The organism is Zoogloea sp. LCSB751, assembly GCF_002028455.1.
Classification (GTDB): domain Bacteria; phylum Pseudomonadota; class Gammaproteobacteria; order Burkholderiales; family Rhodocyclaceae; genus Zoogloea.
The window spans coordinates 93,098-110,131 of sequence record NZ_MWUM01000017.1; the positions used below are offsets into that span (position 1 = coordinate 93,098).

17 protein-coding genes and 1 pseudogene are annotated in these 17,034 nt (G+C 67.0%); 9 read left to right on the forward strand and 9 right to left on the reverse strand.

What is annotated here, in order from left to right:
• From B4920_RS17795 to B4920_RS17815, 5 genes are all read left to right on the forward strand, one after another.
• A complete protein-coding gene (locus B4920_RS17795; RefSeq protein ID WP_079435962.1) occupies positions 1 to 1,002 on the forward strand; it encodes an aromatic/alkene monooxygenase hydroxylase subunit beta in 1,002 nt (333 codons plus the stop codon).
• 14 nt (positions 1,003 to 1,016) lie between these two features.
• On the forward strand, positions 1,017 to 1,298 hold the full coding sequence (locus B4920_RS17800; RefSeq protein ID WP_079435963.1) for an MmoB/DmpM family protein: 282 nt from the start codon (positions 1,017 to 1,019) through the stop codon (positions 1,296 to 1,298).
• 15 nt (positions 1,299 to 1,313) lie between these two features.
• Positions 1,314 to 2,882: a YHS domain-containing protein gene (locus tag B4920_RS17805; RefSeq protein WP_079435964.1), complete on the forward strand. Its 1,569-nt coding sequence runs from the start codon at positions 1,314 to 1,316 to the stop codon at positions 2,880 to 2,882.
• 75 nt (positions 2,883 to 2,957) lie between these two features.
• Positions 2,958 to 3,335: a phenol hydroxylase subunit P4 gene (locus B4920_RS17810; protein WP_079435965.1), complete on the forward strand. Its 378-nt coding sequence runs from the start codon at positions 2,958 to 2,960 to the stop codon at positions 3,333 to 3,335.
• A 13-nt stretch (positions 3,336 to 3,348) separates the two neighbouring features.
• Positions 3,349 to 4,413 carry an NADH:ubiquinone reductase (Na(+)-transporting) subunit F gene (locus tag B4920_RS17815; protein ID WP_079435966.1) on the forward strand — a complete coding sequence of 355 codons (1,065 nt, stop codon included), beginning with the start codon at positions 3,349 to 3,351 and terminating at the stop codon, positions 4,411 to 4,413.
• Between the two features lie 44 nt (positions 4,414 to 4,457).
• On the opposite strand, the gene B4920_RS17820 is transcribed toward B4920_RS17815, so the two are convergent.
• From B4920_RS17820 to B4920_RS17860, 9 genes are all read right to left on the reverse strand, one after another.
• Positions 4,458 to 6,230: a sigma-54-dependent Fis family transcriptional regulator gene (locus B4920_RS17820; protein WP_079435967.1), complete on the reverse strand. Its 1,773-nt coding sequence runs from the start codon at positions 6,228 to 6,230 to the stop codon at positions 4,458 to 4,460.
• 280 nt (positions 6,231 to 6,510) lie between these two features.
• Positions 6,511 to 7,308 carry a 2-oxopent-4-enoate hydratase gene (gene dmpE / locus B4920_RS17825; protein ID WP_079435968.1) on the reverse strand — a complete coding sequence of 266 codons (798 nt, stop codon included), beginning with the start codon at positions 7,306 to 7,308 and terminating at the stop codon, positions 6,511 to 6,513.
• 24 nt (positions 7,309 to 7,332) lie between these two features.
• Complete coding sequence (locus B4920_RS17830; RefSeq protein ID WP_079435969.1) at positions 7,333 to 7,935, reverse strand: hemerythrin domain-containing protein; 603 nt, start codon at positions 7,933 to 7,935, stop codon at positions 7,333 to 7,335.
• Positions 7,932 to 8,990, reverse strand: a complete 1,059-nt coding sequence (locus B4920_RS17835) for a branched-chain amino acid ABC transporter permease (protein WP_088179502.1) — start codon at positions 8,988 to 8,990, stop codon at positions 7,932 to 7,934. The genes B4920_RS17830 and B4920_RS17835 overlap by 4 nt, the downstream gene beginning before the upstream one ends.
• 5 nt (positions 8,991 to 8,995) lie before the next feature.
• The gene (locus B4920_RS17840) at positions 8,996 to 9,856 is read right to left on the reverse strand and encodes a branched-chain amino acid ABC transporter permease (protein ID WP_079435971.1); all 861 of its coding nucleotides are present in this window, start codon (positions 9,854 to 9,856) and stop codon (positions 8,996 to 8,998) included.
• 2 nt (positions 9,857 to 9,858) lie between these two features.
• Entirely contained in the window at positions 9,859 to 10,563 is a 705-nt protein-coding gene (locus B4920_RS17845; protein WP_079435972.1) for an ABC transporter ATP-binding protein, read from the reverse strand.
• Positions 10,560 to 11,276 (reverse strand): ABC transporter ATP-binding protein, encoded by a 717-nt coding sequence (locus tag B4920_RS17850; protein WP_079435985.1) that lies wholly within the window; start codon positions 11,274 to 11,276, stop codon positions 10,560 to 10,562. The genes B4920_RS17845 and B4920_RS17850 overlap by 4 nt, the downstream gene beginning before the upstream one ends.
• 20 nt (positions 11,277 to 11,296) lie before the next feature.
• Positions 11,297 to 12,190, reverse strand: coding sequence for a transporter (locus B4920_RS17855; protein ID WP_079435973.1), 894 nt, complete (start codon positions 12,188 to 12,190; stop codon positions 11,297 to 11,299).
• Between the two features lie 101 nt (positions 12,191 to 12,291).
• Entirely contained in the window at positions 12,292 to 13,563 is a 1,272-nt protein-coding gene (locus B4920_RS17860; protein WP_079435974.1) for an ABC transporter substrate-binding protein, read from the reverse strand.
• Between the two features lie 190 nt (positions 13,564 to 13,753).
• Between B4920_RS17860 and B4920_RS17865 the strand changes: the two genes are divergently transcribed.
• The 4 genes and pseudogenes from B4920_RS17865 to B4920_RS17880 form a co-directional block, all read left to right on the forward strand.
• Positions 13,754 to 14,650 carry a LysR family transcriptional regulator gene (locus tag B4920_RS17865; protein WP_079435975.1) on the forward strand — a complete coding sequence of 299 codons (897 nt, stop codon included), beginning with the start codon at positions 13,754 to 13,756 and terminating at the stop codon, positions 14,648 to 14,650.
• Positions 14,651 to 14,857: 207 nt separating this feature from the next.
• Positions 14,858 to 15,784, forward strand: a complete 927-nt coding sequence (locus tag B4920_RS17870; protein ID WP_079435976.1) for a catechol 2,3-dioxygenase — start codon at positions 14,858 to 14,860, stop codon at positions 15,782 to 15,784.
• 119 nt (positions 15,785 to 15,903) lie between these two features.
• A complete protein-coding gene (locus tag B4920_RS17875; protein ID WP_079435977.1) occupies positions 15,904 to 16,698 on the forward strand; it encodes an SDR family NAD(P)-dependent oxidoreductase in 795 nt (264 codons plus the stop codon).
• Positions 16,699 to 16,721: 23 nt separating this feature from the next.
• A pseudogene (locus B4920_RS17880) lies at positions 16,722 to 17,034 on the forward strand (acetaldehyde dehydrogenase (acetylating)); the annotation flags it as partial.

The window sequence follows — 17,034 nt, forward strand, 5'->3', positions numbered from 1 at the left end:
ATGAGCGTCGAGATCCGGGTCGCCAGCATCGACCCGATACGCCAGACCTTCGCCCGCACCGCGCGCCGCTTCGGCGCCGACAAGCCGGCCAGCCGCTACCAGGAAGCCAGCTTCGACCTGCAGCCCCGCGACAACTTCCACTATCGCCCGGTGTGGGACCCGCAGCGGGACATCTACGACCGCCGCCGCACCGCCATCGAGATGCGCGACTGGGACGACTTCCGCGACCCACGCCAGTACTACTACGCCACCTACGTGCTCAATCGCGCCCGCATGCAGGAAGCGGCCGAGAAGAACTTCGAGTTTGTGGACAGGCACGGCCTGATGGCGACGCTGAACGCAGGACAGGTGCAGGACATCGAAACCCTGCTGCTGCCCCTGCGCCACCTGGAATGGGCCGCCAACCTCAACAACTGCTTCATCAGCGCCTATTGCTTCGGTAGCCCGATGGCCCAGGGCGCCATCTACACCACCACCGACCGGCTCGGCATCGCCCAGTACCTGTCGCGGATCGGCCTGCTCATCGACGGCAATTCCGGCCAGTCGCTCGCCGACGCCAAGGCCCGCTGGCTCGACGACCCGGCCTGGCAGCCGCTGCGCCGGCTGACCGAACGCAGCCTCGTCCAGAAGGACTGGTTCGAGATTTTCTTCGCCCAGAACCTGGTGCTGGACGGCCTCATCCATCCGCTGCTGTACGCCCCCTTCCACAGCGGCGTGGGCGATGCCGGCGGCGCCTACCTGGCGATGCTCACCGAGTTCATCAAGGACTGGTCCGCCGACAACCAGAAGTGGGTCGATGCCTGCCTGAAGATCGCCGCTGCCGAGTCGCCCGTCAACCGCGCCCGGCTGTCCGCCTGGACCACCGCATGGAAGGCCCAGGCCCTCGACGCCCTCGCCCCGCTGGCGCAACGCGCCGCCCACCTGGACGGCCCGGAGCGCCTCGCCGCCGCGTCACGCGCGCTGGACCAGCGCATCGCCAAGCTCGGCTTCGACGCCGCCTGAAGAAGGAAGACCTGATGACCTCCATTCAAAGCACCGTCTTCATGGCCTTGCAGACCAACGACGACACCCGCCCGATCATCGAGGCACTGCAGCGCGACAACCCCGACGCGGTGGTGCACCGCCTGCCGGCGATGGTCAAGATCGACGCCCCCGGCCGCCTGGTCCTCAAGCGCAGCACCGTCGAGGAGATCCTCGGCACGGACTGGGATCTCCAGTCCATCAACCTCAACCTCATCTCCCTGTCCGGCAACGTGGACGAGAGCGAGGACGAAATGATCCTGCACTGGAACCGCTGAGGAGGAGACCACACCATGAACACCCAAGACACCCGCCGGCCCAGCGGCAAGAAGCTGAGCCTCAAGGAAAAATACGCCCAGATGACCCGCGGCCTGGGCTGGGACACCACCTACGAGCCGATGGACAAGGTCTTCGACCAGCTCGGCCTGGAAGGCATCAAGATCCACGACTGGGACAAGTGGGAAGACCCCTTCCGCCTGACCATGGATGCCTACTGGAAATACCAGGCCGAGAAGGAGCGCAAGCTCTACGCGGTGCTCGACGCCTTCCAGCAGAACAACGGGCACCTCAACATCTCCGACGCCCGCTACGTGAATACGCTGAAGCTGTTCTTCACCGGCATCACCCCGGCCGAGTACAACGCCCACCGCCTGTTCTCCATGCTGGGCCGCCAGTTCCCCGGCCCCGGCGCGGCGATCGCCTGCCAGATGCAGGCGGTGGACGAGCTGCGCCACGTGCAGACCCAGATCCACTGCATCAGCCAGTACAACAAGTACTTCAACGGCCTGCACGACCACACGGTGATGAACGACCGCCTGTGGTACCTGTCGGTGCCCAAGTCCTTCTTCGAGGACGCCATCTCGTCGGGCCCCTTCGAGCAGATCATCGCGATCTCCTTCGCCCTCGAATACCTGCTGACCAACCTCGTCTTCATGCCCTTCATGTCCGGCGCCGCCTACAACGGCGACATGGCGACGGTGACCTTCGGCTTCTCGTCCCAATCCGACGAAGCCCGCCACATGACGCTCGGCCTGGAGTGCATCAAGTTCGTGCTGGAGCAGGACCCGGGCAACGCGGCCATCATCCAGCGCTACCTCGATAAATGGTTCTGGCGCGGCTACAAGGTGCTGGGCCTGGTGTCGATGATGCTCGACTACATGCTGCCGAAGAAGGTCATGTCCTGGAAGGAGGCCTGGGACATCTACTTCGTGCAGAACGGCGGCTCCCTGTTCAACGACCTCAGCCGCTACGGACTACGCATGCCCAAGTACTGGGAGCAGAGCGTCGCCGAGGCCGAGCACCTGTCCCACCAGACCTGGAACGCCTTCTACAACTTCTCCGGCGCCGCCGCCTTTCACGTATGGCTGCCGTCGGACGAGGACATGGCCTGGCTGGCCGAGAAGTACCCCAACACCTTCGACCAGCACTACCGCCCGCGCATCGAGCACTACCGAAAGCTGCAGGCGGAGGGCAAGCGCTACTACAACCCAAGCCTGCCGATGCTGTGCCAGACCTGCCAGACCCCGCTGATCTTCACGGAGATGGACGATCCCACGCGGACCAGCCACCGGCAGCTCGAGCACGACGGCGATACCTACCACTTCTGCTCCGACGGCTGCCGGGACATCTTTGCCGGGCAACCCGACAAGTACGTCAGCGCCTGGCTGCCGGCCCACCAGATCCTGCAGGGCAACTGCGTCGAGCCCGGCGCCGAGGCCGCCGGCGATCCGGGCGCCGACGCGCTGCGCTATTTCCACGTGGTCGCCGGCCAGGACAACCTGGACTATGAAGGCTCCCCCGACGAGGCCAACTGGCTGCGCTGGAAGGGCCTTGACAAGATGCCCCCGGCCGCCGCGGCCTGAACGCCCAGGGCGCCCCGGCGGCGCCCACCCTTCCCCAATCAACACAGACAGGTGCCGCGCCCACGAGCGCGGCCCATGGAGACACCCGTGCACACCCACGCTCAACAAACGTCCGTCCCGCCCCTGGTCCGCGACCGGATCGACAACTTCCACGGCCAGCAATTGCTCTACGTCGGCTGGGACCACCACACGATGATCTGCGCCCCCATCGCGCTACTTGTGTCCCCGGAGCTGCGCTTCAGCGAGCTGATCGACAGCCTGCTGCCCGCCAGCGCCTTCGCGCTGCACCCGGAGTGGCCGCAGGTCGACTGGGCCCACGTCGAGTGGCTACTCGCCGACCGCCCCTTCACGCCGGAGCGCGACGCCACGCTGAAAGCCCAGGGCATCGGCCACAAGGCCTACCTGCGGATTCACACGCCGGCCCTGCGCGGCATCGCCGGCACCGGCGCGTGAGTCGGGTGACGCCATGAGCTACACGGTCACGATCGAACCGCTCGGCGCCAGCTTCGACGTCGCGGAGGGGCAGACCCTCCTCGACGGCGCGCTGCGCCACGGCATCTACCTGCCCCACGCCTGCTGCCACGGCCTATGTGGCACCTGCAAGGTCCGCGTGGTGGACGGCGAGGTCAATCACGGCGACGCCTCGCCCTTCGCGCTGATGGACCTGGAACGGGACGAGGGCCACTGCCTCGCCTGCTGCGCCACGCCGGAAGGCGATGTCGTCATCGAGGCGGACATCGACGAAGAACCCGACCAACGCCCGATCCCGCTGCGCGACTTCAGCGGTCGGGTGGCCGCGCTGCAGGACCTGACGCCCACCATCAAGGGTGTGACCATCGCCCTCGACGGCGACGGCCTCGACTTCCAGGCCGGGCAGTACGTCAACCTGGGCTGGCCCGGCCTCGCCCAGCCGCGGGCCTTCTCGCTGGCCAACGCACCGGCCGACGGGCGCCTGGTCGAGCTGAACATCCGCCGCGTACCGGGCGGCGAGGCCACCGGCTACATCCACGAGCGCCTGCAGGTCGGCGACCCGGTCACCGTCAGCGGGCCCCTCGGGCGCTTCTTCGTGCGCAAGTCCGATCCCCAGCCAATCCTCTTCATGGCCGGCGGCTCCGGGCTGTCCAGCCCGCGCTCGATGATCCTCGATCTGCTGCACACGGACGGCGACACCCGCCCGATCACGCTGGTGTACGGCGCCCGCAACCGCGCCGAGCTGTACTACCACGAGGATTTCGTCGAGCTGGCCGCCCGCCATCCCAACTTCCGCTACCTGCCGGCCCTCAGCGAGCCCACCGCAGACTGCGCCTGGGACGGCGCCACCGGCTTCGTCCACGACGCGGCGTGGACGCTGTTCGATGGCGACTTCCGCGGCCACAAGGCCTATCTGTGCGGTCCGCCGCCGATGATCGAGAGCGGCATCCGCACGCTGATGAAGGGCCGCCTGTTCGAACGGGACATCCACACCGAGAAGTTCCTGTCCGCCGCCGACGCCGCCCAGCAGAGCCGCAGCCCGCTGTTCAAAAACCTGTGAAGCTGCCCCCGGAGCCCCGCCGTGGCTCCGGGTCCATCCGTTTCTCAGTCGTCCTTGTCCCGCTCCAGCCGGTAGGCCAACTGGGCGCGGGACATGCCGAGCAGGCGCGCGGCGTGGGACAGGTTGCCATTGGCGCGCTTCACCGCCTCGCGCATCGCGCCGCGCTCCAGCGCCTTCAGCGGCATCGCCAGGTCCAGGGCCCGTTCGACCAGACCCTGCACCTCCGCCCCGTCCGGCTCCTCCACATCCTCCACCTGGCTGGCCGGGCGCACCGCGCCGCGGGGGTCCATCGCCAGCAGCCCATCGCCCGGCGCCTCCTCGGCCTGGAACAGGTGATGGCGGTCGATGGCCCGGTCCTCCTGGGCGAGGATCAGGCCGCGCTCGATGAGGTTTTCCAGCTCGCGCACATTGCCCGGATAGTCGTAGCCCAGCAGCGCCGCGATGGCCCGGTGGGTGAAGCCGGACACCCGCTTGTCGTGGGCCGCCGAGAACTTGTTGATGAAGTGATTGACCAGCAGCGCGATGTCGTCGCGCCGCTCGCGCAGCGGCGGAATACGGATCGGGAAGACGTTGAGGCGGTAGTACAGGTCGGCGCGGAAGCGCCCTTCCCGCACCGCGGCGGCCAGGTCCACGTTGGTCGCCGCCACCACGCGCACATCCACCGCCCGCGACGACGAGCCGCCGACCCGCTCGATCTCCCGCTCCTGCAGGGCCCGCAGCAGCTTGGCCTGGGCCGGCTCGTTGAGGGTGCCGATCTCGTCGAGAAACAAGGTGCCCTTGTCGGCCCGCTCGAAGCGGCCCTTGCGCGCCTCGCCGGCGCCCGTGTAGGCGCCGCGCTCCACGCCGAACAGTTCGGCCTCCAGCAGATTCTCGGGGATCGCCGCGCAGTTCAGGGCGACAAAGGGCCCCTCCGCGCGCTTGCTGACCCGATGCAGCATCTTGGCGAAGCGCTCCTTGCCGACGCCGGTCTCGCCAAGCAGCAGCACCGCCGCGTTGGTCCCCGCCACCTGGCGCAGCTTGTGGCAGGCCGACAGGAAGCCGGACGAGGCGCCGACCATGAAATCGCAGTCCGAAGGGCCGGCCGGCGCGCCGCTGGCGTCCTCGAAGGGCGAGCGGCGGCGCACGAGCGACGCATTGACGAAATCCTCGGTGCGCAGGAAGCTCAGGTCGGCCTCCACGTCACCCCATTCGTCCACCGGCTTGCCGATGATGTGGCAATGGGCGTGACCGGCGCCCCGGCACTCCACCTCGCGGAACAGGATCGGGCGGCCGAACAACGCACTGTTGAAGCCTGACGCGTAGCCGGCCTGCATCCAGCACACCGGCTCGGTGGCGACGCCGGCGGCCTCCATGTGGGTGGTCGCCTCCACGGAGTCGTGCCAGATCTGCTCCACGTAATGCACGCCCTGCTCCACGTCGATGTCGATGCGGATCGGCTCCACCGCGACGAAACCTTCCAGCGCGTGCAGCTGCGGCCCCACCGCGAACACGTCGGTCAGCCGGCGGCCGCCGCGCAGCTTAATCGCCAGCGTCGCGTCGCGGGCGCCGGCGGAATAGCCGATGCGCGTGAACAGCGCCCGCGCCTTGTCCACGCCGAGGGTTTCCAGCAACTCCCGGCGCAGGCCGGCGAACACCGACGCGCGCAAGAGCACGGTGCGTTCGTCGTCGAGCCAGATGCGTCCGTCCTCCGGCGCGAAGCGCAGGCGTGCCGCGATGTCGCGCAGGTCCGCCAAGCGCGGCACCGTGCCCTGCCCGTCCGCCTCGATGCGAATCGCCGCCCGCTCCAGGCGGGCATCCATGCAATGGTCCTTGCTCATGGGTCGTCTCCCCCGGTCTGTTCTTGTCGTCCGCCCATGTTAGGGCACGGACTGCCGTGGATAAAAAATGCCCCGGGATGGCCGCAACATCCCGGGGCCAGGTCGACCGACCTGAGAGGAGAGGAAAGACTGAATCGGTCGAGGGAAACATCCGCCCCGGCATCAGCCTGCGGCCGGGGTGCGCCACCGACGGGCTAGTCGGTTAAGCGCAGGGGCAATGCGCCGGGCCGCTGCCAGCGCGCGACGGCGACGCCATTGCGGGACGGGATCACCCCGTCGTTCATACGGCGCTCTTGCCGGAGAAGGTCACGCGGCAGCTGCCGAGGCCGTTGATCGTGCACACCAGCTCGTCGCCGTCCTGCACCGGCACCAGCGGGGACTGGGAGCCGGACAGGATCACCTCGCCGGCCTTGAACGGGATGCCCAGCGGGCCGAGGGTGTTGGCCAGCCACGCCACCGCGTTGGCCGGCGAGCCCTGCACGGCGGCGCCGGTGCTGGTGGAATGCAGTTCGCCGTTGCGTTCGAGCACCATGGTGGCGCCAGCCAGGTCGAGCTCGCGCGGGTTGCCCTTGGCCTTGCCGAGCACAAAGACGCCGCAGGAGGCGTTGTCCGCCACGGTGTCCTGGATCTTGATCTTCCAGTCGCGAATGCGCGAATCGATGATCTCGAAGCACGGCACCACGTAGTCGGTGGCGCGGATCACGTCTGCCGCGGTGATCCCCGGTCCGATCAGGTCTTCCTTCAGCACGAAGGCCAGCTCGGCCTCGGCCTTGGGCTGGATCAGCGTGCCGAGGTCGATCGCGTCGCCTTCCTGGAACACCATGCCCGACGTGAGCTGGCCGAAGTCCGGCTGGAAGACGCCGAGCATGTCCTGCACGGCCTTGCTGGTGACGCCGATCTTCTTGCCGACGATGGTCTCGCCGGCGGCGAGACGGCGGGCGATGAACGCCAGCTGGATGCGGTAGGCGTCCTCGATGGACAGTTCCGGCTCCCGCTCCAGCAAGGGCGGCACCGTCTCCCGGCGCTGCCAGGCGGTGAACAGTTCGGCCCCGTAATGTTCGATGGTCTTGCGATCCATGTGTGTTACCTCTGGTCTGTTGAGTCAGGTGCCGCCCAGCCCGACCGGTGGCGGGGCGAGGCGGACGATGCGCGAGAAGAGCTGCTGGTAGAGCGGATCGAGGCCGCTCACGCCGGCGCCCGCCAGCAGGCGACCGAGGGGATCGTGGTTGGCCGCGAAGGCCTGGTCCATCTCCGCCCAGTCGGCCTCTCTCAGGCTGCGCTCGGCGGCCGGCAGCACGATCTCCTCTTCGAGGCGCATGTGGTCCTCGTAGAAGCGCAGGTAGATGCCGACGCTGGCCTCGAAGACGGCGCGGCGCTCATCACCGAGCAGTTCCCAGGCGAGCAACTCATGCTGCAGGCGACGCACGGTCTCCTCGCCGCGGGCGTGCTCCCGGTCGAGGCGTGCCACTACGTCGCCGACCTCCGGCGCCCGCGCCACCACGCGCGGGAAGAGCAGGCTGGATTCGATGGGGTGGTGCTGCTTCTCGGGGATCTCGTCGATGTAGAACAGCATCGCGCGGACCACCTCGAAGTAGGCGGCGCGCTCGTCCCCCGGCCCCATGCGGACCATCATCGCGAGGGACTGCAGCATGGCGGCCAGCGACGCGTGTTCGTCGCGGATGACCTGTTTCGTCAGCGTGCTCATAGGCTCACCTTGGGCATCAGTTGGGAAGGCGCGGCCGGCGTGTGGGCCGGGACGGGCGTCGCGGGCTGCGCGTCAAGCTTGAGGATGCGCCGCGTCGGCAGCATCTCGAAGCCCAGACGGCGCTGCAGGAAGCCGCCGAGCCCCTCGCGGAAGAACAGGGTCATGGCGATAGCCAGCAGGCCGAGGCCCATCTGGTACCAGGTCCCGTAATCGCTGAAGAACTTGTTGAGGGCCCAGAACACCACCGCACCGATCAGCGGCCCCTCGATACGGCCGATGCCGCCAATCATCACGATGAAAATCGCGAAAGCCGTCCAGTTCACCCCGAAGGCGGCGTCCGGGCTGATGCGCAGGTTGCTGACGAAGTACAGCGCCCCGGCCATGCCGCAGCCGAAGGCGGCCACCACATACACCGCCAGCTTCATGCGGGCCACACCCACGCCCTGGCTCTCGGCCGCCACCTCGCTGTCGCGGATGGCCTGCAGGGCCAGGCCCTGCTTGCTGCGCAGGAACAGGTACACCAGCGCAATGGCCGCCACAACACAGCCCAGCGCAACCCAGTAGGTGGTGTGCTCGCGGGTCGCCCGGCTGATCCCGCGCAGCGCCGTGAGGCTGGTGCCGGAACCGCCGCCGACCGCCGACACGTTGGCGATGCTGAGGCGGAACACCTCGGCGATGACCCAGGTGCCGATCGAGAAGTAGCCGCCCTGCAGCCGGAAGGCCAGCCGCGACACCGGCAACGCAGCCAGCGCCGACACCAGCGCCGCCAGCGGGATGGCCAGGAAGGGATTGAAGCCGAGGAAGTTGCCGAGGCTCAGCATCACGTAGCCACCGAGCCCGAAAAAGGCCTGCTGGCCCACCGACACCATACCGCCGTAGCCGGCCAGCAGGTTCCACATCATCGCGAAGATCAGGTAGCAGGCGATCTCGACGAACTCCCGCATCCACGACGATTCGCCCCAGAAAGGCAGCGTCGCGGCGGCGACGCACAGCGCAGCGCCGATCCCGATGGTCGCCTGGGACGCCCGGGTGCTGCGAATGACGGTTGCACTCATGTCTCTCAACCCTTCGTTTTCGGAAAAAGGCCGTTCGGGCGGACGAGCAGCACGGCCAGGAAGACCAGGTGCCCGAACCACACGCCCCAGCCCGGATCGAACTTGAAGCCCACCTGCTGGCTGACGCCGAGGACCAGCGCGCCGACGAAGGTGCCCCAGAAGGAGCCCATACCGCCGATGATCACCGACTCGAAGGCGAACAGCAGGAGCAACGGGCCGTCGGCCGGCGACACCGTCGTGCGCAGCCCCTGGAACAGGCCGGCCAGCGCGATCAGCACGAAGGCCAGAGCCGTCGCCACCGAATAGACCTTGGCCGAGTTCAGCCCCATCAGCTCGGCCGCCTCGCGGTCGTCGGATACGGCGCGGAAGGCGCGGCCGAGGGACGTCGTCGAGAACAGCAGCTGCAGGCCGGCGGTGCAGGCCAGCGCCGCAACCAGGATCAGCAGCGGCAGCGTGCCGACGTAGATGTCCCCACCAAGATTGAGGCTGCCGGTGGCCAGTTCGCCCGCGTCCAGCGAACGGGGGTCCGCCGAGTAGATTTCCAGCAGCGCGTTCTGGATGACGATCGACAGCCCGAAGGTGACGACCAGCGACGGCAGCGGGTCCTTGCCTAGGGTGCGATTAAGGACGGTCCGCTGCAGCGCATAGCCGACCGCAAAGGCCACCGGCAACAGCACGACGCCGGCCATCACGAAGTGGCCGCCGACCAGCGGCGCCACGGAGATGGCGGCAAAGCCGCCGACCACGATGAGGTCGCCCTGGGCGATGTTGGTGAGGCGCATGACGCCGAACATCAACGACAACCCGAGGGAGAACAGGCAGTACAGCCCCCCGAGCAGCAGCCCCTGAATGATTGTTTCAGTCATGTCTAGATTCCAAAGTAGGCCTGGCTGATCTGCTCGCGGGTGAAGCCGTCGCTGGCCCCTTCGAGGGACACGCGCCCTTCCTGGAAGCAGTACAGGCGTTGCGACACCCGCTGGGCGACCATCACATCCTGCTCGACGATCACCACGCTCATGCCTTCTGCGGCGATGGCCGGCAGCGCGTCGTAGATCTCCTTGATGACGATGGGCGCGAGGCCCAGGGAGATCTCGTCGCACAGCAGCAAGCGCGGGTTGCTCATCAGCGCGCGGCCGATGGCCACCATCTGCTGCTGCCCACCCGACAGGGAGGTGGCAGGCACTTTCCGCTTCTCCTTGAGGATCGGGAACATGCCGTACAGGCGCTGCAGGCTCCACGGCCCCGGCCGGCGGGCGTAACCGCCCATCAGCAAGTTCTCCTCGACGCTCAGGCTGGGAAACAGGCGGCGCCCTTCCGGCACCAGCGCGACGCCCTGGCGCACGATGTCGCCGGGCACGCTGCCGCCGCTGGGCCTGCCGTCGATCAGCACGGTTTCCGGCGCCACGCGGACGAGGCCGGTCACGGACTTGAGGAAGGTGCTCTTGCCGGCGCCGTTGGCGCCGATCACCGCCACCGTCTCGCCTTCGCCGATGTGGAAGTCGATGCCGAACAAGGCCTGGGCATCGCCGTAATGGGCCCGCAGGCCCACCGTTTGCAGGAAAGGCGCCGTCATGCTTCGAGCCCCATGTAAACGCGCCGCACGTCCGGGTTGCCCATCACCGCCTCGGGCTCCCCTTCCGCCAGCTTCTCGCCGAAATTGATGACCAGCAGGCGGTCGGCGATGGACATCAGGGCGTGCACCACGTGCTCGATCCAGATCATTGTCGTGCCCTCGGCCTTGATGCGCTTCAGTTCCGCCACCAGTTCGGCCGCCTCGTGCTCGGTGAGGCCACCGGCAATCTCGTCGAGAAGCAGCAGCTTCGGCTTGGTGGCCAGCGCGCGGGCCAGCTCCAGGCGCTTGCGGTTGAGCAACGTGAGGCTGCCCGCCGGCTTGTTGGCGTGGGGCAGCAATCCGGTCTTGTCGAGGATCTCGGCCGCCGTGTCCCAGGCCTGGCGCTCGCTGAGGCGGGCGCCGAAGCAGGCGGCGGTGACGAGGTTCTCGAAGACCGTCATGTTCCCGAAGGGATGGGGCACCTGGTAGCTGCGCCCTATGCCCGCCCGGCAGCGCTGGTGCGGCCGCAGGGCGGACACGTCCTGCCCCGCGAAGGTGACGCTGCCCGCATCGACGCGCACATCACCGGATATCAAATTGAACAACGTTGTCTTGCCGGCGCCGTTCGGCCCCAGGATGCCGAGCGTCTGGCCCTCCTCGACGGAGAACGAGACATCCCGGGTCACCTTGAGGGTGCCGTAGCTCTTGCTGACGTTGTCGACCCGTAGCAGCACGTCGATCTCCCGGGCCACGCTCAGAGCGGGAAGACGGCCTTGACCCAGAACGCGGCGCCGTCGGCGCGGTTGCGCACGGCCATCTCGTCCTGGTACTTGGCGGTGATGAACCAGCCCTTGCCGCTGTCGTAGCGCACCGACGGACCGAAGGCAACGGCGCGGCCCTTGTTGTTGTCGATGGTGGCGCCGCTCTGCGAATCGTTGGTGAGCTGCTGGTAGTAGTAGCCGCCGACGCCCAGCGTCCAGCCGCCGCCCACGCCCCAGCCGGCGGAGTAGTCGACGATCAGCTCCTTGCCGTCCTTGTAGTCGGTGTCGTCGTTCTTGAAGTTGTAGGTCCACATCGTCTTCAGGTCGGCATTGAAGCCGTGGGGCTGGATGTAGCTGAAGCCGAGCACGGGCTGCAGCGCCCAGTGGTTGCGGCCGATGTTGGCCACATCGCCCTTCTTGTAGGCGCCGGTCGGCGCGTAGATGTCGAGGGCCAGCACGCTGTGCAGCTTCTCGGAGAGGTGCCAGCCGAGCACCGGGCCGAAGGTCATGTCGCCGAAGCCGGTCTTGCTCTGCTGCACGCCGGAGGCCACGTTCACGTCGAGATTGACGATCGGCAGGATGGCCTGCACGCCCAGCGAGGCGCCCGCCACGACCATCGGCGTCACATACACGACCCGCGGCACGATGGCGTTGGCGGTGACCTTGAAGGTGGACGGCGTGACCACTTCGCCGCCGTTGCCGCGCACCGCATCGGCGCTGTAGTGCTGGTACCAGGCCATGCCATACAGGCCCGGCGGCGGCAGCGCGCAGCAGGTGTAGTTCTCGGCGCCCACAGGGTAGATCGTGCCGCCGCCTTCGGTGGCGCTGGCCGCACCGGCCAGGGCTGCCAGCGCCAGAGCAAGGGCTGCGTTCAATTTATTGTTCATGGTCCGACTCCTCCTTTTTTTGGATGTGCGCGCCCCTGCGGGGCGCGACCTAGGTCGCCCGCATTGTCTCGATACGGGTTATGGGTGATGCCGGCTGGGGATCAGCCGTATTTGATGGGCAGCAGCTCGGCCTGCACGGGAATCATCGGGGCTTGGCTGTTATCGACGATCACCAGTTCCAGGCCCTTGCCGCGCTTCTGCCACTGGCCGGCGACCAGCGGGGTCTTGCTGATGTTGGGCACCGGCCCCTTGCGGAAGTCGATGTGGCCGACGACGGTGTCGAGGCTGGTGCCGCGGATCGCGTTACGGATCGCTTCCGGGTCCTTGCCGCCGGAACGCTTGAGCACGTCCAGCGCGGTTTCGAACAGGGAGTGCTTGAGGCCCAGCGGCATCGTCCAGGGCTTGCCGCTGGCGGCCATGTAGGCGTCGGCCAGCTGGCGCGCGCTCTGGCCGGTGAGGCTGGACTTGAACGGGTGCGCCGGGCTCCACATCAGCTCGACGGTGAGCCCCTCGGCACGGTCGCCGAAGGCCGCGATGGCCGCCGGGAACTCGGTTGCCTTGGCCACCGTGACGATCTTCGGGCGGAAGCCCTGCTGGCCGGCCTGGTTCCAGAAGTTGGCGAAATCCGGTGGCGGCACCACGCCGGTCACGATGTCCACACCGGCGCCCTTGAAGGCCGAGATGAAGGACGAGAAATTGTTGATCGGCGACTGGAAGCGGCCACGATCCACCACCTTGAAGCCTTTCGAGGCCAGCACCGGCGGAAAACCCAGCTTGCCGTCACCCCACGCGTTGCCGTCCTCGTCGTTGGGCCACAGGCCGCCGACCGCCTTGGAGGTGGGGATCTTGCCCCACAGACTGGAGAAGGTGCCGATGATGTCTTCCAGGCCCCAGAAGAAGTGGTAGGTCCACTCGAAGCCCTGCTTCGGGTCGCCCTTGCGGCCGAAGAAATAGGGCTGCCACGGCGCATCGTTGGTGATACAGGGCACGCCGTTGAGCTCGCACTGGTCGGCCACCGGATTGGTGGTGGCCGGCGTGGAGGACGCAATGACCAAATCGACCTTGTCGCGCAGGATCAATTCGGCTGCGGCGGCGCCAGCGCGGTTCGGATTGGACTGGGAATCCTTGTAGACGATCTCCACCGCGTATTTCTTGCCGCCGGACACGATGCCGCCAGCCACCGCCTTGCGCACCTGTTCGAGGGTGAAGGCATCGGGTTCCGCAAAGGCGGCCAATGGGCCGGTCTGCGGGCTCACATAGCCGATCTTGAAGGTCGTCCCGCCGGCGGCACGCACCCAGGGCGCGGCCAGCGACGTCGCTGCGGCGGCGGCCCCGGACTTGAGGAGGGTGCGGCGAATATGGTTTACCGTCATTTTTGTCTCCTGATATTTTTTCGTGTCTAATGTTCGCCCCGCCTGCGCCGGCAATCGGCATTGCGAGTGAATTGACGCTTTCTTGATGGCGGATGGGCAGGAACTGCCCGATGCCTGCGGCGAATTCTCGGCCCGGCGAAATGGCACGTCCAATATCGTTTTTGTCTTCAACTATACCGGGGAGGTATAAATGGAGTTGCGCCAGCTCAGGTATTTCGAGGCCGTGGCAAGCACCCTCAATTTCAGCCGCGCGGCCGAACGCCTGCACATCGCGCAACCTCCCCTGTCGCGCCAGATCCAGCAACTCGAGGAGGAACTCGGCGTGCCGCTGCTCGACCGCTCGAGCCGGCCGCTCAAGCTCACCAACGCCGGCAGCTTCTTCTACGACCAGACCGTGCAGGTTCTGGCCCGGTTGAAGGAGATCCAGAAGGCCACGCGGCGCATCGGTGCCGGCAGCACACGCTGGATGGGCATCGGCTTCGTGCCGTCCATTCTCTACGGCTTTCTGCCCAACGTGCTGCAGCGCTTCACCACCGAGAACGACAAGCTGGACATCTCCCTGTCCGAGCTGACCTCCGTGCAGCAGGCCGAGGCGCTGAAGGCCGGGCGCATCGACGTCGGCTTCGGCCGCCTGGCGATCCAGGACGAAGGGCTGGAGAACATCGTTCTCACCGAAGAGGCACTGGTCGTCGCCGTCCCCAGCAACAGCCCGCTGACCCGCGAAGCCGCAATTCCGCTCAAGCGCCTCGCCGGCGAGGTGCTGGTGCTCTACCCGGCCTCGCCGCGCCCCAGCTTCGCCGACCAGGTGCTGAACCAGTTCAGTGTGCGCGGCTACGAGATCGGCAAGACCTACGAGACCAACGGCCTGCAGACCGCCATCGGCCTCGTCGCCGCCGGCATGGGCGTGACCCTGGTGCCGGAATCCGTGCAGCGCCTGCGCCGCGACGACGTGGCCTATCGCCCCCTCGTCGAGCAAGGCCTGACCTCACCGCTGATCATGACGATCCGCACCGGCGACACCTCGGCCCACGTGGCCACGTTCCGCGCGATGATCGAAGCCGCACTGGTTTCTACCGACGAAAGCTGACCCGCGACCGCCCCACCCCTACTATATCTTTCAGGTATGAAGGACAACCCCATCAGTATTTGACGCCATTCTCCTTTGCTTCGACCATTGCAGCATGACGTGGTCGGAACGCCCGGCTCGCCAATAAGAAATATGCGCATCAAATTGCGCTGACGATTTATTTCAGACAAATAAATCTGCAGGTCGAACCATTAAAGGAGGATTCAAATGTCAATGACGGGAGTATTGCGGCCGGGACACTGCCAATTGCGCGTCCTGGACCTGGAGGAGTCGGTCAATTTCTATACCAACGTATTTGGCCTGGTCGAAACCGGACGGGACAAATCGGGTCGCGTCTATTTCAAATGCCATGACGAGCGCGACCACCACAGCTTCGTCATCCGCGAAGCCGACCGCGCCGGCATGGATTTCTATGCCTTCAAGGTGCGCGACAAGGCCACGCTGGAAAAACTCAATTCCGACCTGCGCGCCTACGGCGTGCCGACCGAGCGCATTCCTGCCGGCGATCTGCTCGAAACCGGCGAGCGCGTGCGCTTCGAGGTGCCCACCGGCCACCTGATCGAGCTCTACGCGGAAAAAACCGCGGTCGGCGACGGCCTCGGCTACGTGAATCCGGACGTGATCATCGAGAACCGCAAGGGCATCTCGCCGGTGCGCCTCGACCACTGGCAGATCCACGGCGCCGACCTGGACGGCAGCCGCGACCTGTTCGTCAATGTGCTCGGCTTCAGCCTGGTGGAAAAGATCCTCGGCGAAGACGGCAAGACCGACATGGCCGTGTGGCTGAGCTGTTCCACCAAGGCTCACGACATCGCCTTCGTGCGCGACGAGCGCAACAACACGCTGCACCACGCCTCCTTTCTGCTGGAAACCTGGGAACAGGTGCTGCGCGCCGCCGACCTGATGGGCAAGCACCGCGTCTCCATCGACAACGGCCCGCTGCGCCATGGCATCACCCGCGGCACGACGATCTACTCCTTCGATCCGTCCGGCAACCGCCTGGAAACCTTCTGCGGCGGCTATGCCTTCTATCCGGACATGCAGCCCTATACCTGGACCTGGGACGAACTGGGCTCTGCGATCTTCTATCACACCCGCGCCCTCAACGAGCGCTTCCTGACCGTCGTGACCTGACGACGGCGCCGCGGACGGGCTGACGCCCCGGCCCGTCCGGCCCTCCCTCTGTCTGACCGAGCGACGTCCCCGCGCCCAGCGCGGGAGGCGAAGGGCCCGCTCACCCTCTGGAAACGCAAATGGATCTTCAACTCCTTGGCAAACACGCACTGGTGACCGGCTCGACGGCGGGCATCGGTTTCGCCACCGCCCAGCGCCTCGCCGCCGAAGGCGTGGCGGTGACGCTCAACGGACGCAGCACGGCCGGTGTCGACGCCGCCGTCCAGCGCCTGCGCGCCCTCCTCCCCGGCGCGCGCGTCGACGGCATCGCCGCCGATCTCGCGGGCCCGGACGGCGCCGCCCTTCTCGCGGAACGCTGCGAGCACGTGGACATCCTGGTCAACAACCTCGGCATCTACGAGCCCAAGCCTTTCCAGGAGATCAGCGACGCGGACTGGCTGCGCCTCTTCGACGTGAATGTGATGAGCGGCGTGCGCCTGTCCCGCGTCGCCTTCCCGGCCATGAAACGGCGCGGCTTCGGGCGGATCATCTTCGTTTCCAGCGAATCCGGCCTCAATCCACCGCCCGAGATGATCCATTACGGCATGACCAAGGCCGCCCAGCTGTCCATCGCCCGCGCCCTCGCCGAAGCGAGCAAGGGAAGCGCGGTCACCGTCAATGCGGTGCTCCCCGGCCCGACCCGTACCGAAGGCTCACGCGCCTTTACCGAACTCCTGGCCCGCGAACAAGGCATCGACGAGGCCCAGGTGGAGCGCAACTACTTCGCCGAGGAGCGCCCCGCCTCCTTGCTCGGCCGCTTCATCGACCCGGCCGAAGTGGCCGCCACCATCACCTACCTGTGCAGCCCCCTTGCCGCCGCGACCAACGGTTCCTCCGTGCGTGTGGATGGCGGCATCGTGCGCAGCATCGTTTGACGAACTTTCCCGAGGACATTGCGATGACCCAAAAAATCAAATGCGCCCTGATCGGCCCGGGCAACATCGGCACGGACCTGCTGGCCAAGCTGCAGCGCAGCCCGGTGCTGGAGCCGGTGTGGATGGTCGGCATCGACCCGGAATCGGACGGCCTAAAGCGGGCCCGTGAGATGGGCCTCAAGACCACCGCCGACGGCGTGGACGGCCTCTTGCCCCACGTGCTGGCCGACGGCGTGCAGATCGCCTTCGACGCCACGTCCGCCTACGTGCATGCCGAGAACAGCCGCAAGCTCAACGAGCTCGGCGTGCTGATGGTCGACCTCACTCCTGCCGCCA